Genomic DNA, 16,492 nt, shown 5'->3' on the forward strand with positions numbered 1-16,492 from the left:
CCAGTTGATCGGGGCCCGGCGCGTGGCCCACGCGCGTGGACGGACCGACGAGCCGTGCATGGTTGGATGACCGCGTGGAAAACCTCTGGATCTACGTCGTTCTCGCCCTCGTCATCGTCGTCGTCGGCGTCGGTCTCGTCGTCGGCTTGGTCCGTGACCGCGGCTCGAGGGGTCGTCTCGAGGAACGGCCGCCGACCGCGGCGCCGACCCTGCCACCGGACACCGACCTCGACCGGTACCCGCCGCCGGTCACCGAGGCCCCGGCGCGGGAGCTCGAGGAGGAGGGCGCCCACGCCGAGGTGGAGGTCACCCTCCCGGCCCCGCCAGCGGCGCCCGCCGTGGAGAAGCCCGAGTCGGCACGGGGCCGCCTGCGTCGCCTGCGCGCTCGCCTGGCCGGCTCCAACACCGTCCTCGGCCGGGGCCTCCTCGCGCTGCTGTCCCGAGGCAGGCTCGACGAGGAGGCGTGGGAGGAGGTCGAGGACACCCTCATCACGTCCGACCTGGGCGTCGACGCCACGATGGAGCTCGTCAGCTCCCTGCGCACCAGGGTCAAGGTCGACGGCGCCACCGACGAGGCCACGGTCCGCGGGTGGCTCCGCGAGGACCTGCTCGCCCTCGTGCGACCTGAGCTGGACCGGCGCATCGCCTCGGCACGAGTCGGAGATCGCCCCGCCGTCATCCTCGTCGTCGGCGTCAACGGCACCGGCAAGACGACCACCGTCGGCAAGCTGGCCCGCGTGCTCGTCGCCGAGGACCGGGACGTGCTCCTCGGCGCGGCGGACACGTTCCGCGCGGCCGCAGCAGACCAGCTCGAGACGTGGGGCGCGCGCGTCGGCGTCCCGACCGTGCGCTCCGACAAGGAGGGCGCCGACCCCGCCGCCGTCGCCTTCGACGCGGTGCGGGCCGGGATCGAGCAGGAGGTCGACGTCGTCATCGTCGACACGGCCGGCCGGCTCCACAACAAGGTCGGTCTCATGGACGAGCTCGGCAAGATCAAGCGGGTCATCGAGAAGCAGAGCGAGATCGACGAGGTGCTCCTCGTGCTCGACGCGACGACCGGCCAGAACGGGTTGCAGCAGGCGAAGGTCTTCTCCGAGGCCGTCGACGTCACCGGCATCGTGCTGACCAAGCTCGACGGCACCGCCAAGGGCGGCATCGTCGTGGCCGTCCAGCGCCAGCTCGGCGTGCCCGTCAAGCTCGTCGGGCTCGGAGAGGGACCGGACGACCTGGCGCCGTTCGACCCGGAGGCCTTCGTCGACGCTCTGCTCGAGTGAGCCGAGGGCCCGCGCAGCCGAGGAGCCCGCGCAGCCGAGGAGCCCGAGCGCGGTAACAGCCCGCTAACCCGCGTCCACCATTGTTGACACGCCTGTAACACGACGGGCCCCAACCGGAAACCGGCTCTACCCACACTTCCGGCATGGACAAGATCAACTCCGGCGACACCGCCTGGGTCCTGGTGAGCGCCGCTCTCGTGCTCTTCATGACCCCCGGTCTCGCCCTCTTCTACGGCGGCATGGTCAGGGCCAAGAGCGTCCTCAACATGATGATGATGAGCTTCATCGCCATGGGCACCATCTCGGTGGCCTGGGTGCTCTGGGGCTACAGCGAGGCCTTCGGCACCTCGCGGGGCGGGCTGGTGGGCAACCCGTTCGAGCACTTCGGACTCTCGGGGGTGATGAGCGCCGTCTACGGCACGATCCCGGGCCCGGCGTTCGTCGCCTTCCAGTCCGTCTTCGCCATCATCGCGGTCGCGCTCATCAGCGGTGCCATCGCCGACCGGGCCAAGTTCACCGCCTGGGCCGTCTTCAGCCTGGTCTGGGCCACCATCGTCTACTTCCCCGTCGCGCACTGGGTCTTCGCCTTCGACGGCTTCGCGGCCGAGACGGGTGGCTGGATCGCGAACACCGTCAAGGCCGTCGACTTCGCCGGCGGCACGGCCATCCACATCAACGCCGGCGCTGCCGGACTGGCTCTCGCCCTCGTCCTCGGCAAGCGCATCGGTTTCGGCGCCGAGCCGATGCGCCCCCACAACCTCACGCTCGTCATGGTCGGCGCCGGCATCCTGTGGTTCGGCTGGTTCGGCTTCAACGCCGGCTCGGCCCTCGGTGCGGGATCGCTCGCCTCCGGCGTGTGGGTCAACACCCTCGCCGCCACCGGCGCCGCGATGCTCGGCTGGCTCGTGGTGGAGAAGCTGCGCGACGGTCACCCGACGTCGCTGGGTGCGGCCTCCGGTGTCGTCGCGGGGCTCGTCGCCATCACCCCCGCGTGCTCGACGCTGACACCGGCCGGCTCCGTCGTCCTCGGGATCGTCGCGGGCGCCCTGTGCGCCCTCGCCGTCGGCCTGAAGTTCCGCCTCGGCTTCGACGACTCGCTCGACGTCGTGGGCGTCCACCTCGTCGGCGGCCTCGTCGGCACCCTCGCCATCGGCTTCCTCGCCTCCAAGCAGAACAGCCCGATCGGTGCCGAGCTCGGCGTGGACGGTCTCTTCTACGGCGGCGGCCTCGACCAGCTGTGGCGCCAGGCCGTGGGCGCGTTCGCGGTGCTCGTCTTCTCCTTCGTCGCGACCTACGTCATCGGGCTCGCCATCCAGAAGTCGATGGGCTTCCGAGTCGACCGCGACGCCGAGAACCTGGGCGTCGACCTCACCGAGCACGCGGAGACGGCATACGATCTCGTGGCTCGCGGGGGACGGCTCACGCCGCACGGTCTGCACGCCTCGTCCGTCGAGGCCACCATCTCGTCCACAGGAGCAAGCTCATGAAGCTCATCACCGCGATCATCAAGCCCCACCAGCTCGACGACGTGAAGGAGGCCCTGGAGGCCTTCGGCGTCGCCGGGATGACGGTCAGCGAGGCCAGCGGCTACGGCCGGCAGCGTGGCCACAGCGAGGTCTACCGAGGCGCCGAGTACACCGTCGACTTCGTGCCCAAGGTGCGCCTCGAGGTGCTGGTCGACGACATCGACAGCGCCGACGTCATCGACGTCATCCTCAAGGCGGCCCAGACGGGCCGCATCGGGGACGGCAAGATCTGGTCCGTCCCCGTCGACGAGGTCGTGCGCGTGCGCACGGGCGAGCGCGGGCCGGACGCGCTGTGAGCGAGCCGGCGAGGAACGCCGTGACGGATGTGACTGCCAGACGTCTCGACCTCGCCGGCACCCGCACGTTCGCGACGCCCGGCGCCGGTCCGATCCGGCGCCGGGCGTTGGCGGAGTTCGGGTTCGCGTGGCTCCGGGAGCTGTGGCGGGAGGCGTGCGCGGGGCGTCGGCACGAGGGCGTCGCCCTCGCGGCGGTCGGGTCCCTCGCCCGCGGTGACAGCGGTCCCCTGAGCGACTACGACCTCGTCCTCGTCCACCACCCGCGCGGCCTGACGGGCAAGGAGGTCGGCGCCTTCGCCGACCGGCTCTGGTACCCGATCTGGGACGCGGGGGTCCGGCTCGACCACAGCGTGCGCACCGTCTCCGAGTGCCGCGCCGTCGCGTCGGAGGACCTCACGGCCGCCGTCGGGCTGCTCGACCTCACGCACGTGGCGGGCGACGCCGACGTCGTCAACGCGGCCCGCTCCACGGTGGCCCACGACTGGCGGGCCAACGCGCGGACCCGGCTCGGGGAGATCCAGGAGTCGGTGGCCGCGCGGCACGCCCGGCAGGGCGATCTCGCGCACCTCATCGAGCCCGACCTCAAGGAGGCGCGCGGGGGCCTGCGCGACATGTCCATCCTGCGCGCCCTGACGGCCGCCTGGCTGACCGACCGCCCGCACGGCGAGGTCGACTCGGCGCACGAGCGCGTCCTCGACGTCCGCGACGCCATCCACGTGGTCACCGGCCGGGGCAGGGACCGGCTGGCCCGCGAGGACCACGACGCGTGTGCGGCCCTGCTCGGCTACACCCACGCCGACGACCTCCTCACGGACCTGTCCACCTCGGCCCGCACAGTGGCGTATGCCGTCGACGGCACCCTCCGCCGGGCGATGCAGTCCCAGCGGGCACGTACCCTGCGCGTCGGTCCCCGGCGACCGCAGCTGGCGCCGCTCGGCTACGGGCTCTACCGGCACGACGGCGAGGCGGTGCTCGGCCCCTCGGCCGACGTCGCCTCCGACCCGGTCATCCCGCTGCGGGCGGCCGTCGTCGCGGCGCGCGGCTCGATCCCGCTCAGCCCCACCACCATCAGCAACCTCGCGGCCCGCTCCCCGCAGCTGCCGGAGCCCTGGCCGGAGGTGGCGCGCGCGCTCTTCGCCGATCTGCTCGCCTCGGGGCCGGGGCTGGTCACGGTGTGGGAGGGACTCGACCTCGCGGGCGTCGTCGAGCGCTGGATCCCCGAGTGGCGGGCGGTGCGCAGCCGTCCCCAACGCAACGCGGTGCACCGGCACACCGTGGACCGCCACCTCATCGAGACGGTCGTCACGGCGAGCGGCATGGTCCGCGACGTCGCGCGTCCGGACCTGCTCGTCCTCGCGGCCCTGCTCCACGACATCGGGAAGGTCCCCGGCTCGCAGGACCATTCGGCGACCGGGGGCGACCTGGCGGAGCGCATCCTGCGCCGGATGGGCCTCGAGGACGAGGACCGGGACGTCGTGGTGCGGCTCGTCCGCGGCCACCTCACGCTCATCGACCTCGCCACCCGGCGGGACGCCGACGACCCGGCCACCATCGCGGAGCTGACCCGGGCCGTCGGTGGCTCGGTCCAGACCCTGGACCTGCTGCGCGCGCTCACCGAGGCCGACGCCTCGGCCGCCGGCCCCAAGGCGTGGAGCGACTGGCGGGCCGGGCTGGTGCAGCGTCTCTACCTGCGCTGCCGCACCGCGCTCATCTCCACCCCCTCAGACAAGGAGCGGTTCCCCATGGAAGCCCAGGAGGCGTTCGCCGTGAGCGAGCGCGCTCTCGAGCACGTCGCCAACGGCGAGCCCCACGTCACCGTCACCTCGATGGGCGGCGCGCACCGCGTGGACATCGTCGACCGTGACCGCGGCGGGCTGTTCGCCGACACGGCGGGCCTGCTCGCGGCCCACGGCTTCCTCGTCCGCTCGGCCATCGTGCGCACCGTCGACGGCCTGGCGGTCAACGAATGGTGGGTCGACTCGCCCGGTGGCGAGACGCCGCTGCCCGACATCCTGGCGCGCGACCTCGTGCGGGTGGCCGCCGGTGACCGCGGCCCGCTCGGCCGGCTGCAGCGGCGCAAGGCCTCCACGGCGACCCGCAGCCCGTCCTCCGGCTCCCCGGACCAGGCCCGCGCCATGGTCATCAGCAGCGCCTCGCAGACCGCCACGGTCATCGAGGTCAGGGCCACCGACCGGCCCGGGCTCCTGCAGGACATCGGGATCACGCTGGCCCGGGCGAGCCTGTCGATCCGTTCGGCCCACATCGCGACGTATGCCGGTCAGACCCTAGACACGTTCTACGTGACCGAGTACGGCGGCGGCCCGCTCGACCCGGCCCGCGCCGCCCAGGCCGTGGCGATGATCATCGACACCTGCGACGCGGCCTGAGCGCGGGCGCCGGCCGGCGTCACGACGACCCGGACGCCGTGCCGCCCGCGCGCAGCTCGGCCAGGGCCGACTCCTTCGCCGCGCTGAATCGCTCGCCCAGGTCACCCAGCTGCTGGTTGGTCGCCGCCTCGGCGAACCGGGGCAGGATGTCCTGCTCCTCCTCCTCGACGTGGTGGCGAACCTCGCCGATCAGCGCGGCGATGAGCCCGTCGGCCCCGGGCTCGTCCGGGTCCATCGCGAGCAGCTGCTGCAGCGTCTCCTCGACGTGCTGGTGCTCGGCGAGCCCGTCGTCGACGTCCTGCGCCTCGTCGGGCGCGATGGACTTGATCGCCGGGTAGACCACCTGCTCCTCGGCCTTCGAGTGCGGGACGAGCAGCTCGGCGACCTGCTCCAGCAGGGCCTTGATGTCGCCCTTCTCGGACTCGAGCTTCTTGAACACCGACTCGAGCCTGCGGTGGTCTTCCTTGATGAGCGTGACGACGCCAGCCATGTCGTTCCTTCCGGTGGGTCGTGCCGTGGTGGGCACAGGGGCGGGGCCGCACGTCCGCGGCCCTCCGGCGGGGCGTACCCCCGCGCGGGCCGGTTCTACCCCCGGTCGCGGCCCGAGGGGAGCACGGAGCGGCATACGGAGCGGCATACGGACCGGCATACGGACCGGGTGTGAACCGGCCGACTCGGACGGTCACGGCGAGCGGCTAAAGTTGCCGGGTGTTCGCATCCCTGTCTGACCGGCTGACCGCCACCTTCAAGAACCTGCGGGGCAAGGGCCGCCTGACGGAGTCCGACGTCAACTCGACGGTCCGCGACATCCGGATGGCCCTGCTCGAGGCCGACGTGGCGCTGCCCGTCGTCAAGCGCTTCACCGCCCGGGTCCGGGAGCGGGCGCTCGGCGCGGAGGTCAGCCAGGCGCTCAACCCGGCGCAGCAGGTCGTCAAGATCGTCCAGGACGAGCTCGTCGGCATCCTCGGCGGGCGGACCCGCCCGATCGAGCTGGCCAAGCAGCCGCCGACGGTGATCATGCTCGCCGGACTGCAGGGCTCCGGCAAGACGACGCTCGCCGGCAAGCTCGGCAGGTGGCTCAAGGACCAGGGCCACACCCCGATCCTCGTCGCCGCCGACCTGCAACGCCCCAACGCCGTGACCCAGCTCGAGGTCGTCGCCGAGCGTGCGGGCGTGGCGGTCTTCGCGCCGGAGCGGGGCAACGTCGGCGGCCACGACGCCGTGCTGACCTCGGGCGAGGGCACGCACTCCTTCGGCGACCCGGTCGCGGTGGCTCGGATGGGCGTGGCGCAGGCGCGGGCGCGGCAGCACGACGTCGTCATCGTCGACACGGCGGGCCGGCTCGCGGTGGACGCCAACCTCATGCAGCAGGCGGCCGACATCCGCGCCGCCATCGAGCCGGACGAGGTCCTCTTCGTCATCGACGCCATGATCGGCCAGGCGGCCGTCGACACGGCCCACGCCTTCCAGGAGGGCGTCGCGTTCACCGGTGTCGTGCTCACCAAGCTCGACGGCGACGCCCGTGGCGGTGCGGCGCTGTCGGTGGCGGAGATCACCCAGCGGCCCATCATGTTCGCGTCGACAGGCGAGAAGGTCACCGACTTCGAGGTCTTCCACCCGGACCGGATGGCGAGCCGCATCCTCGACATGGGTGACGTGCTCACCCTCATCGAGCAGGCCGAGAAGGCGTTCGACAAGCGCCACGCCGACGAGATGGCGCGCAAGTTCCTCGCCGAGGAGGACTTCACCTTCGAGGACTTCCTCCAGCAGATGAGCGCCATCAAGAAGATGGGCTCGCTCAAGGCGATGCTCAAGATGATGCCGGGCATGCAGCAGATGCGCGAGCAGCTCGACGCGTTCGACGACCGCGAGTTCGACCGCGTCGAGGCGATGGTCCGCTCGATGACGCCCTTCGAGCGCACCCATCCCAAGCAGATCAACGGCTCGCGCCGCGCCCGCATCGCCCGGGGTTCGGGTGTGACGGTGACCGACGTCAACCAGCTGCTCGAACGCTTCGGGCAGGCGCAGAAGATGATGAAGTCGCTCGCTCGCGGTGGTGGCGCCGGGATCCCCGGTATGCCGTCCATCCCGGGTAGCGCCAAGCGCGGCAAGGCCCAGCCGCAGCGCAAGAAGAGCAAGAGCGGCAACCCCGCCAAGCGCGCCGCGGAGGAGCGCGCCCTGGCACAGCGGGCGGCTGACGGTCGCGCGAGCGCGGCGGCAGGGGCCTTCGGGCTGCCGAGCGGAGGTGCCGACGGCGGCGCGCCGCTGGAGCTGGACCCGGCGAACCTGCCCAAGGGCTTCGACAAGTTCCTCGGCGGCCGCTGAGGCAGGTCACCACGACGAGCCCGTATGCCGCCGGGTGCTGCCCTCGCGACGTCGCCTGCCAGTTGATCCGCCAGTTGATCCGCCAGTAGATCAGTCGCCGATCAACGCGCAGATCAACTGGCGCCGGGTGCTGCCCTGACGACGTCGCCTGCCAGTTGATCCGCCAGGAGATCCGCCAGTTGATCAGCCGTGGGCTGCGAACGCCCGACACGCCTCTCTGTCCACAGGCTTCGCCCTCCATCGGCCTGTCCACAGGTGCGCACCCGCCCCGGAGAAGGCGGCCTCGAACTGGCCCACCCTGTGGACATGGAACTACCCGACCTCCTTCGCGACCTCGTCCATGAGCAGAGCGGCCTCGTGACGCGCCGGCAACTGATCGAGGGCGGGGTGCCGCCCGCGATGATTCGCTGGCAGACCGGCCGTCGGTGGCGCTCCGTGCTGCCGGGGGTGATCCTGCTCGAGTCGTCGCTTCCCACGTGGGATCAGCGCCTTGTGGCCGCACTGCTCGCCGCCGGCCCGAGCTCGTGGCTGAGCGGGACCACCGCCGCCGCCTGGCACGGCTTGATGGACGGGCGTGAGCGGCTCCCTGTCCATGTCCTGGTGCCTTTCCCGAACCGCAGCCGGCGGATCGGATGGGTCTCCATCCGAGCGACCACCCTGACGAACGAGCGCCTCGTGCACCGCGGCCCGCTTCGCATCTCGTGCCGACCGCGCGCCGTCGTCGACGCGGCAGCGCAGGCGCCGGACGAGGCAGCCGCGCGGGCGCTCGTCATCGCCGCAGTACAGGAGCGACTCGTGCGCGTGGACGACGTGCAGCACTGGCTCGGCGTCCGCCGGCGCAACGGCACCCTGCGCCTCAAGGCCGCGGTTCGAGAGGCCGCCGCTGGAGCGTGGTCCGTGCCCGAGGCCGAGCTGGCGACGCTGGTGACACGCTCCCGGAGCCTGCCGCCGGTCTGGGCGAACCCCCAGCTGACCGACCAGGTGGGACGACCGCTCACGACACCGGACCTGTGGTTCGATGATGTGGGCATGGCCGTCATGGTGCACTCCCGCCGCTTCCATGGCGGGCAGCTGGACTGGGAAGGCACCGTCGACGCCGACGAGGATCTACGAGCCGTCGGGATCGAGGTCGTCAGCGTCACGCCGTCGGCCATCGGACGGGAGCCGGCCAAGGTCATGGCCCGCATCGAGTCCGGCCATGCGCGGGCCGCGGCGCGTCCCCGACCCGAGGTCACTGCGGTGCCGCGCGACTTCCTCCGCAGGGCCAGCGGCTGAGTTCGGCCGCTCAGCCAATCAACTGGCGGATCAACTGGCGGGTGGTGTTGCCCTGGCAGCAGCGGGTGCCAGTTGATCGGCCAGTTGATCGGCCAGTTGATCGCGGGCCGGGGCGGGGCGGTCGCGTGGGTGGGGAAGGGGGCGGCCATCGCGGGCGGGGACGGGGCTGCCATCGCGGGCGGGGACGGGGCGGTCGCGTGGGCGGGACGGGGCGGCCATCGCGGGCGGGGACGGGGCGGCGGCGCGGGCGGGGACGGCCCTGCCATCGCGGGCGGGATCGGCTCGGTAGGGTCGGCAGCATGAGTGCACCGGTGCTTCGTGTCCGTGGTCAGGTGCTCGTCGGACCGGAGGACGTGCGCGACGAGCTCTGGGTCATCGGCGGCAAGGTCTCGTTCTCACCGCCCGCGTCGGACGCGGACGTGCAGCAGCTCGACGGGTGGGTGCTGCCGGGTCTCGTCGACGCGCACTGTCACATCGGCCTCGGCCCCCACGGCGAGGTCAGTCGCGAGGAGACCGAGCAGCAGGCGATCACCGACCGCGAGCACGGCACGCTCCTCGTGCGCGACGCGGGCCAGCCGGGGGACACCCGGTGGATCGACGCCCGCGAGGACCTGCCCAAGATCATCCGCGCCGGGCGCCACATCGCCCGGACCCGCCGCTACCTGCGCAACTACGCCCACGAGGTCGAGGAGTCAGAGCTCGTGCAGCACGTCCGGCTCGAGGCGCACCGTGGCGACGGCTGGGTCAAGCTCGTCGGCGACTGGATCGACCGGGAGGTCGGCGACCTCGCCCCGTCCTGGTCCCGTGCGGTCGTCGCCGACGCCGTCGCGGCCGCCCACGAGGAGGGGGTCCGGGTCACAGCCCACTGCTTCGGTGAGGAGTCGCTGCGGGACCTTGCCGCCGCCGGCATCGACTGCATCGAGCACGCGACCGGGCTGCAGGAGGACTCGATCGACACCTTCGCGGCCCAAGGCATCGCCATCGTGCCGACCCTGGTCAACATCGCCACGTTCCCCAGGCTGGCGCAGCCCGCCAAGGCGAAGTTCCCCCGCTACCACCGGCACATGCTCGACCTGCACGAGCGCCGCTACGCCACGCTCGGGGCCGCCCACGAGGCGGGCGTGCCGATCTACGTCGGCACGGATGCCGGGGGAAGCCTGCCGCACGGGCTCGTCGCGCAGGAGATGGCCGAGCTGACGCGAGCCGGCCTGTCGACCCTCGAGGTCCTGGCCGCCGGCACGTGGGCCGCCCGCGACTGGCTGGGCCGGCCCGGCCTCGTCGAGGGCGCCGACGCCGACCTCGTCGTCTACGGCGCCGACCCGCGCCACGACATCAGCGTCGTCGCCGACCCCAAGGGCGTCGTGCTGAGGGGCCGCGTTGTCCGTTGAGGTGCCGCTGCCGTGGGCCGACCGGTTCACGGCAACGGGGCAGCGGGTGCGGGTCCGGCCGCCCACGAGCGCCGACGCGGCGGCATACGTCGAGGCGGTGACGCGCTCGGCCGGTCGGCTGTCGGACTTCGCCCTGCCCGACCCGCACAACCTGCCCGCGGTGGTCGCCGCCCAGTCGGCGACCTACCGCTCCTTTCTCATCCTCGCCCGGGACGCGGCCGGCGACCACGGCCTCGTCGGGCGGGTCAACGTCGCCAACATCGTCGGGGGTGCGTTTCGCAGCGCGACGCTCGGCTACGACGCCTACGACCCGTATGCCGGGAAGGGCCTCTTCGCCGAGGGGCTTGGCCTCGTGCTCGACATCGCGTTCACCGACGAGCCGCGCGGCCTCGGCCTGCACCGGGTCGAGGCCAACATCCAGCCGGCCAACACGCGCTCGGCCGGGGTCGTGCGCTCGCTCGGCTTCACCCACGAGGGGTTCAGCCGTGGCTTCCTGCACATGGCCGGTCCCGACGGCCGCCGGGACTGGCGTGACCACGACCGCTACGCCATCCTCTCCAGCGACTGGCCGGCCGCTCCCTACCACCGGCACTCGCGCACGCGGCTGGCCGCCGTCGTCAACCTGCGCCCCGGCTGGGACGCTGGGCGGCTCGCCCCGCAGCTCGCCGCGGAGCTGGGGCTGCCGCTCTACGGCGAGCACGTCGTCCCCGACCACGACGCGCTCTGGGAGCTGCTGCGGATCTCCCCGGTCGGCGGCGTCGTCGAGTGCCGCCTGTCGCCGCCGGAGCTGCGCATCGGCCTCGCCCGGGCGCGCTTCGACCCCGCCGTGGTGCCCGTCGTCTCGTCGGCGTCCGAGGCCGACAAGCGCGAGGTCGCCGCCCTGGCGCTGCGGGTGCGGGCGGCATACGCGTGAGGGCTGCGGCACCGGGCGGCGGGGGAGGCCCGGCCGCTGCCGATTCGGCTCCGCTCCGCACGTCTGGCAGAATGACCCGCTGTACCCGTCCGGGCGGGGCCCTCTTCCCCCGGTCCGGAACGCCTACACCGAGCATCGGTACCCCGCGTGTTCCCCACCCGGTCTCGCCGTGCTCACCTCACAGAAAACAGGAGACACCACGACCGTGGCCGTCAAGATCCGTCTGAAGCGCATGGGCAAGATCCGTGCACCGTTCTACCGCGTCGTCGTCATGGACTCGCGCGTCAAGCGTGATGGCCGGGCCATCGAGGAGATCGGCAAGTACCACCCCACCGAGGAGCCCTCGCTCATCGAGATCGATGGTGAGCGGGCGCAGTACTGGCTGCGGCAGGGCGCCCAGCCCACCGAGACCGTCGAGGCGCTGCTGAAGGTGACTGGCGACTGGCAGGCCGCCAAGGGCCTCGAGGGCGCCGAGGGCACGCTTCGCGTCAAGGAGCCCAAGACCTCGAAGAAGGACCTCTACGAGGCCGCGCTCGCCGCCGCCGGCAAGGCCGACGACGCCAAGGACGGAGCCACCACGGGCCGCAAGCGGGCCGAGAAGAAGGTCGAGTCGCCCAAGGCCGAGTCGCCTAAGGCCGAGTCGCCCAAGGCCGACACGCCCGACGTCGCCGCCATCGAGGACGCCGTCGAGCGCGACGTCATCCGCGAGGAGGAGGCCGAGCGCAGCCTCACCTCCGAGACGACCGAGGACTGAGCATGCTCGAGGAGGCGCTCGAGCACCTCGTCAAGGGCATCGTCGAGCACGACGAGGACGTCGTCGTGCGCCGCAAGGAGCTGCGGCGCGGTGAGCTGCTCGAGGTGCGGGTCCACCCCGACGACCTCGGGCGCGTCATCGGCCGCTCCGGGCGCACGGCGAGCGCCCTGCGCACCGTCGTCAACGCCCTCGCCGGCAACGGCAACGTGCGCGTCGACATCGTCGACACCGACCAGGTGCGCTGAGCGCAGCGTCTCTTCCGCCCGAGGCGGGGCGTCTCCGGTCGACCGGAGACGCCCCGCCTCGCGTGGTCGTCCGGTCGTCTTCCGTATGCCGTGCCGCCCCGCTGCCGTCCCGCCTGAGAGGATGCCCGGCATGAGCGTCGTCCTCGCCCGCATCGGCAAGCCCCACGGACTGCACGGCGAGGTCACCGTGCAGCTGCACACCGACAGCCCCGAGACCCGCTTCGCCGAGGGTGCCGTCCTCGACACGCAGGCGGCCCCCGGGTCAGGGGTGCCGCACCGGCTGACGATCCGGTCGACGCGCGTGCACAACGGCATCTGGCTGCTCGCCTTCGCCGAGGTCCCGGACCGGACCGGCGCCGAGGGACTGCGCGGCACCCGGCTCGTCCTCGACGAGGCGGCCGTGGAGCCCGACGAGGACGACGACGGCTTCTACGAGGAGGAGCTCGTCGGCCTCGAGGTGCGCGACCCGGCCGGCCACGTCCTCGGCACCGTGACGGGGCTCGAGGTGGGCGTGGCCCAGGACCGGCTCGTGCTCGAGCTCAGCGACGGCGTCACGGCATACGTGCCCTTCGTGGAGCAGATCGTGCCGGCGGTCGAGTCGGACCACGTCGTCGTCGACGCACCCGCGGGACTGTTCGACCTCTACCGCGAGGGGACCCGGTGAGGCGGAGCGGGCGCCGATGAGGATCGACGTCGTCTCGATCTTCCCCGACTACCTCGCGCCGCTCGACCTCTCCCTCCTCGGCAAGGCGCGTGAGGCCGGGCTCCTCGACGTGCGCGTGCACGACCTGCGCGGCTTCACGCACGACCGGCACCGGACCGTCGACGACACGCCCTACGGCGGCGGCCCCGGGATGGTGATGAAGCCCGAGCCCTGGGCCGAGGCGCTGGGACACGTCGTGGCACAAGGGAATCCGGGAGGGCGCCCGCACCTCGTCATCCCGGGGCCGGGCGGCACGCTCTTCACCCAGGCCATCGCCCGTCGCCTGGCGCGGGAGCCCTGGCTGGCCTTCGCGTGCGGCCGCTACGAGGGCATCGACGAGCGGGTCTACGAGCACGCCGCGCACGACCTGGGGCTCGAGGTGTCGGTCCTCAGCCTCGGCGACTACGTCCTCAACGGCGGCGAGGTGGCGGTGCTCGCGATGGTCGAGGCGATCGCCCGGCTCGTGCCCGGGGTGGTCGGCAACGCCGAGTCGCTCGTCGAGGAGTCCCACGAGGACGGCCTGCTCGAGTACCCCGTCTACACCCGCCCGCAGACGTGGCGGGGGCGGCAGGTGCCGGCGGTGCTGCTCTCCGGTGACCACGCGGCCATCGACCGGTGGCGGCACGAGCAGCGCCTCGCCCGCACGGCCGCGCGCCGGCCCGACCTGCTGCACGCGTCGCACGCCGACGCCGACCTCGAGGTGCGGCTCGCCGTGCCCGCGGACGCGCCCGAGCTGTTCACGCTGACCCGGGCCTGCTGGGTGCAGGAGGCGCAGGCCAACGACACCCTCGACATCCCGGCCCTCGTCGAGGACTACGACACGGTGCGGGCGAGCCTCGCCTCGACGCGGACGTGGGTGGCGCGCCGGGGGGGACGGCTCGTCGGGTCGGTCCGGACCGAGCAGCGCGGCGACGAGCTGTACGTCGGCCGGCTCATGGTCGCGCCGGACCTGCAGGGGCAGGGACTGGGCCGGCGCCTGCTCGAGCACGCCGAGTCCACCGCGCCCGACGGCATACGGGCCTACCGGCTGCTCACCGGCGCCGGCAGCGTGGCCAACCTCCGGCGCTACCGCCGCGCCGGCTACCGTCCCGTGCCGGGGGAGCCGAGCATCCCAGGCACGGTCGAGCTCGTGAAGCGTCGGCGCTGAGCACGATTTCGGGTATGCCGTGCCGCTCTGGCACACTGGTCGCTTGCGTCCGGCATCAGACGGCCCCTGCCACAGGGGGAGTCGAGCCGGCTCCCGCGCAGCGGCGCGGGTCGGCCCGACGTGGCCCGACGGACGCACGACCAGCATTCACCCCGGGTGGCCTGTGGCACCGCGAGAAAGCGAAGCAGCCATGCACACGTTCGACGAGCTCAACGCCGCCTCCCTGCGCACGGACGTGCCGGAGTTCCGCGCCGGCGACACCGTCAAGGTCCACGTCAAGGTCATCGAGGGCACCCGCTCGCGCGTCCAGATCTTCCAGGGCATCGTCATCCGCCGCCACGGCGGTGGCATCGGCGAGACGTTCACGGTCCGCAAGGTCTCCTTCGGGGTGGGCGTCGAGCGCACCTTCCCCCTGCACACCCCGGTCATCGACAAGATCGAGCTCGTCACGCGCGGCGACGTGCGCCGCGCCAAGCTCTACTACCTGCGCGGGCTGCGCGGCAAGGCCGCCAAGATCCGCGAGAAGCGCGAGACGGTCCCGGCCAAGGCTGCCAGCAAGACCAGCTGACGCGCCGGCGTTGATCCTCGGACGGCGCGGTCGCCCCGCCGCGGCCCAGCCTCCCCGCCCGGGAGCGCCGGGCGGCGCCGGGGCGGCCGCGCCGTCGGCGTCGCGGCGCCGTCCGCTCGCGTGGCTCGTGGCCCCCGCCGCCGTGCTCCTCGCGGTCGTGGCGGTCCGGGCGCTGCTCGTCGCGCCCTTCTCGATCCCGAGCGGGTCGATGGAGCCCACGCTCGAGGTCGGCGACCGCATCCTCGTCACGCGCGCGACCGCGCCCGACGGGCTCCGGCGTGGTGACGTCGTGGTCTTCGACGCCGCGCGGGCCTTCGGCCTCGCCACGACCGGCCATGGGGTCGTCGCGAGCATCGGCGAGGCCCTCGGCACCCTGGTGGGTCACGGGCCAGAGACCGACTACGTCAAGCGGGTGATCGGCCTGCCCGGTGACCACGTCCGGTGCTGCGACGCGGCCGACCGGGTGGTCGTCAACGACGAGCCGGTGGATGAGCCCTACGTCTACCCGGGGGACCGCCCCAGTGACCATCCCTTCGACGTCGTCGTCCCGGCAGGCTCCTTCTGGGTGCTCGGCGACCACCGATCCGCGTCCGCTGACTCCCGTGCCCACCTCGGCGACCCCGGCGGTGGGATGGTGCCCGGAGAGGACATCATCGGTCAGGTTTGGATGCGATACTGGCCGCTCGGTCGGGCCGGGAGGCTCGCATCCGGCCCCCAGCCCAGTTCCGCGAGCCCACGAAACGGTCAGTGATGTCGACGCAGCAGCCCGGACGCCACCCCGACGACCCGGTCGTGGAGCGCCCGGACGAGGACTCCGCCCTGCGCCGGGTGCAGCCGAGCCCCGGTGGGCCCCTCGAGGAGGAGGCGGACGAGCCGTCCGCCGGCGTCCTCGACTCGGTCCTGGCGGGCCTCAAGGAGATCGTCATCGTCGTCGTGCTGGCCATGGCGCTGTCGTTCGTGGTCAAGACGTGGCTCTTCCAGGCCTTCTACATCCCCTCCGGGTCGATGGAGGACACGCTCGTGCGCGACGACCGGGTCATCGTCAGCAAGCTGACCCCGGGCCCGTTCGACCTGCGCCGCGGTGACGTGGTCGTCTTCGAGGACCCGGGTGGGCCGGTGCCCTGGCTCTCCGGGGTGCAGGGCTCGTCGTCGACCGTGGGAGGCCCGTTCCACGACGCGCTCGTCTTCGTCGGGCTGCTGCCCGAGGACGCGGAGAACCACCTCATCAAGCGGGTCATCGGCCTGCCGGGCGACCACGTTCAGGCCGACGGCAGGAGCGGGGACATCAAGGTCAACGGCGTGCCGATCACCGAGCCCTACGTCAAGGCGGGCGACGAGCCCAGCGAGGACAAGCCGTTCGACGTCGTCGTCCCGGCCGGGCGCGTCTGGGTCATGGGCGACCACCGGTCCGACTCCTCGGACTCGAGGTTTCACGATGACGGCACCGGGGCCACGGGCTCCGTGCCCATGGACAAGATCGTCGGCCGGGCCCTTTTCATCGTGTGGCCGATCGACCACGTGACGTGGCTCGGCGTGCCGGAGCGGACCTTCGGCGCGGTGCCGTCACCGTCCGCCATCACGCCCGCCAAGCCGCGCACGACGACGACCACCGTCCCTGGTGGCAAGGCCACGCCCCCCCGCGCCACGACAAGGCCGGCCGCCACCGTGGGCAAAGCACCTGCGGCCTAGCC

The 16,492-nt window shown here is 72.7% G+C and carries 16 protein-coding genes; 15 read left to right on the forward strand and 1 reads right to left on the reverse strand.

Annotated elements, in window-relative coordinates:
• The first annotated feature begins 74 nt into the window (after positions 1-74).
• The 4 genes from ftsY to VFJ94_RS12170 all read left to right on the forward strand — a co-directional run bounded on the left by ftsY (position 75) and on the right by VFJ94_RS12170 (position 5,483).
• Complete coding sequence (ftsY, locus tag VFJ94_RS12155) at positions 75-1,274, forward strand: signal recognition particle-docking protein FtsY (RefSeq protein WP_325004475.1); 1,200 nt, start codon at positions 75-77, stop codon at positions 1,272-1,274.
• A gap of 143 nt (positions 1,275-1,417) precedes the next feature.
• A complete protein-coding gene (locus VFJ94_RS12160) occupies positions 1,418-2,761 on the forward strand; it encodes an ammonium transporter (RefSeq protein WP_325004476.1) in 1,344 nt (447 codons plus the stop codon).
• Positions 2,758-3,096: a P-II family nitrogen regulator gene (locus VFJ94_RS12165; RefSeq protein ID WP_325004477.1), complete on the forward strand. Its 339-nt coding sequence runs from the start codon at positions 2,758-2,760 to the stop codon at positions 3,094-3,096. The genes VFJ94_RS12160 and VFJ94_RS12165 overlap by 4 nt, the downstream gene beginning before the upstream one ends.
• Positions 3,097-3,116: 20 nt before the next feature.
• Positions 3,117-5,483 (forward strand): [protein-PII] uridylyltransferase, encoded by a 2,367-nt coding sequence (locus tag VFJ94_RS12170; protein WP_325004478.1) that lies wholly within the window; start codon positions 3,117-3,119, stop codon positions 5,481-5,483.
• Positions 5,484-5,502: 19 nt separating this feature from the next.
• On the opposite strand, the gene VFJ94_RS12175 is transcribed toward VFJ94_RS12170, so the two are convergent.
• Entirely contained in the window at positions 5,503-5,973 is a 471-nt protein-coding gene (locus tag VFJ94_RS12175; RefSeq protein WP_325004479.1) for a hemerythrin domain-containing protein, read from the reverse strand.
• 218 nt (positions 5,974-6,191) lie between these two features.
• Here VFJ94_RS12175 and ffh point away from each other — a divergent pair, with 218 nt between their 5' ends.
• The 11 genes from ffh to lepB (VFJ94_RS12230) all read left to right on the forward strand — a co-directional run bounded on the left by ffh (position 6,192) and on the right by lepB (VFJ94_RS12230) (position 16,490).
• Positions 6,192-7,808, forward strand: a complete 1,617-nt coding sequence (gene ffh, locus VFJ94_RS12180; RefSeq protein ID WP_325004480.1) for a signal recognition particle protein — start codon at positions 6,192-6,194, stop codon at positions 7,806-7,808.
• A 306-nt stretch (positions 7,809-8,114) separates the two neighbouring features.
• The gene (locus VFJ94_RS12185) at positions 8,115-9,083 is read left to right on the forward strand and encodes a hypothetical protein (RefSeq protein ID WP_325004481.1); all 969 of its coding nucleotides are present in this window, start codon (positions 8,115-8,117) and stop codon (positions 9,081-9,083) included.
• A 299-nt stretch (positions 9,084-9,382) separates the two neighbouring features.
• Positions 9,383-10,471: an amidohydrolase family protein gene (locus VFJ94_RS12190; RefSeq protein ID WP_325004482.1), complete on the forward strand. Its 1,089-nt coding sequence runs from the start codon at positions 9,383-9,385 to the stop codon at positions 10,469-10,471.
• Positions 10,461-11,384, forward strand: coding sequence for a GNAT family N-acetyltransferase (locus VFJ94_RS12195; RefSeq protein ID WP_325004483.1), 924 nt, complete (start codon positions 10,461-10,463; stop codon positions 11,382-11,384). The genes VFJ94_RS12190 and VFJ94_RS12195 overlap by 11 nt, the downstream gene beginning before the upstream one ends.
• 205 nt (positions 11,385-11,589) lie before the next feature.
• Positions 11,590-12,138 carry a 30S ribosomal protein S16 gene (rpsP, locus tag VFJ94_RS12200; protein WP_325004537.1) on the forward strand — a complete coding sequence of 183 codons (549 nt, stop codon included), beginning with the start codon at positions 11,590-11,592 and terminating at the stop codon, positions 12,136-12,138.
• Positions 12,139-12,140: 2 nt separating this feature from the next.
• Positions 12,141-12,383 (forward strand): RNA-binding protein, encoded by a 243-nt coding sequence (locus VFJ94_RS12205; RefSeq protein WP_325004484.1) that lies wholly within the window; start codon positions 12,141-12,143, stop codon positions 12,381-12,383.
• A gap of 130 nt (positions 12,384-12,513) precedes the next feature.
• Complete coding sequence (rimM, locus tag VFJ94_RS12210) at positions 12,514-13,047, forward strand: ribosome maturation factor RimM (RefSeq protein WP_325004485.1); 534 nt, start codon at positions 12,514-12,516, stop codon at positions 13,045-13,047.
• A gap of 16 nt (positions 13,048-13,063) precedes the next feature.
• Complete coding sequence (trmD, locus tag VFJ94_RS12215; protein ID WP_325004486.1) at positions 13,064-14,233, forward strand: tRNA (guanosine(37)-N1)-methyltransferase TrmD; 1,170 nt, start codon at positions 13,064-13,066, stop codon at positions 14,231-14,233.
• A gap of 190 nt (positions 14,234-14,423) precedes the next feature.
• The gene (gene rplS, locus VFJ94_RS12220; protein ID WP_325004487.1) at positions 14,424-14,801 is read left to right on the forward strand and encodes a 50S ribosomal protein L19; all 378 of its coding nucleotides are present in this window, start codon (positions 14,424-14,426) and stop codon (positions 14,799-14,801) included.
• Positions 14,802-14,928: 127 nt separating this feature from the next.
• A complete protein-coding gene (gene lepB / locus VFJ94_RS12225; RefSeq protein ID WP_325004488.1) occupies positions 14,929-15,552 on the forward strand; it encodes a signal peptidase I in 624 nt (207 codons plus the stop codon).
• Positions 15,552-16,490 carry a signal peptidase I gene (gene lepB, locus VFJ94_RS12230; protein WP_325004489.1) on the forward strand — a complete coding sequence of 313 codons (939 nt, stop codon included), beginning with the start codon at positions 15,552-15,554 and terminating at the stop codon, positions 16,488-16,490. Before lepB (VFJ94_RS12225) ends, lepB (VFJ94_RS12230) begins: the two co-directional genes overlap by 1 nt.
• Positions 16,491-16,492: the final 2 nt, after the last annotated feature.

The organism is Intrasporangium sp. (assembly GCF_035688975.1).
Lineage (GTDB): Bacteria > Actinomycetota > Actinomycetes > Actinomycetales > Dermatophilaceae > CALMNV01.

What these genes read in the sequence shown, in the direction of transcription:
- VFJ94_RS12160 (WP_325004476.1), top strand. Translation starts at nt 1,418, where the DNA reads ATGGACAAGATCAACTCCGGCGACACCGCCTGGGTCCTGGTGAGCGCC.
- VFJ94_RS12165 (WP_325004477.1), top strand. Translation starts at nt 2,758, where the DNA reads ATGAAGCTCATCACCGCGATCATCAAGCCCCACCAGCTCGACGACGTG.
- VFJ94_RS12175 (WP_325004479.1), bottom strand. Translation starts at nt 5,973, where the DNA reads ATGGCTGGCGTCGTCACGCTCATCAAGGAAGACCACCGCAGGCTCGAG.
- VFJ94_RS12185 (WP_325004481.1), top strand. Translation starts at nt 8,115, where the DNA reads ATGGAACTACCCGACCTCCTTCGCGACCTCGTCCATGAGCAGAGCGGC.
- VFJ94_RS12190 (WP_325004482.1), top strand. Translation starts at nt 9,383, where the DNA reads ATGAGTGCACCGGTGCTTCGTGTCCGTGGTCAGGTGCTCGTCGGACCG.
- VFJ94_RS12205 (WP_325004484.1), top strand. Translation starts at nt 12,141, where the DNA reads ATGCTCGAGGAGGCGCTCGAGCACCTCGTCAAGGGCATCGTCGAGCAC.
- rimM (WP_325004485.1), top strand. Translation starts at nt 12,514, where the DNA reads ATGAGCGTCGTCCTCGCCCGCATCGGCAAGCCCCACGGACTGCACGGC.
- trmD (WP_325004486.1), top strand. Translation starts at nt 13,064, where the DNA reads ATGAGGATCGACGTCGTCTCGATCTTCCCCGACTACCTCGCGCCGCTC.
- rplS (WP_325004487.1), top strand. Translation starts at nt 14,424, where the DNA reads ATGCACACGTTCGACGAGCTCAACGCCGCCTCCCTGCGCACGGACGTG.
- lepB (WP_325004489.1), top strand. Translation starts at nt 15,552, where the DNA reads ATGTCGACGCAGCAGCCCGGACGCCACCCCGACGACCCGGTCGTGGAG.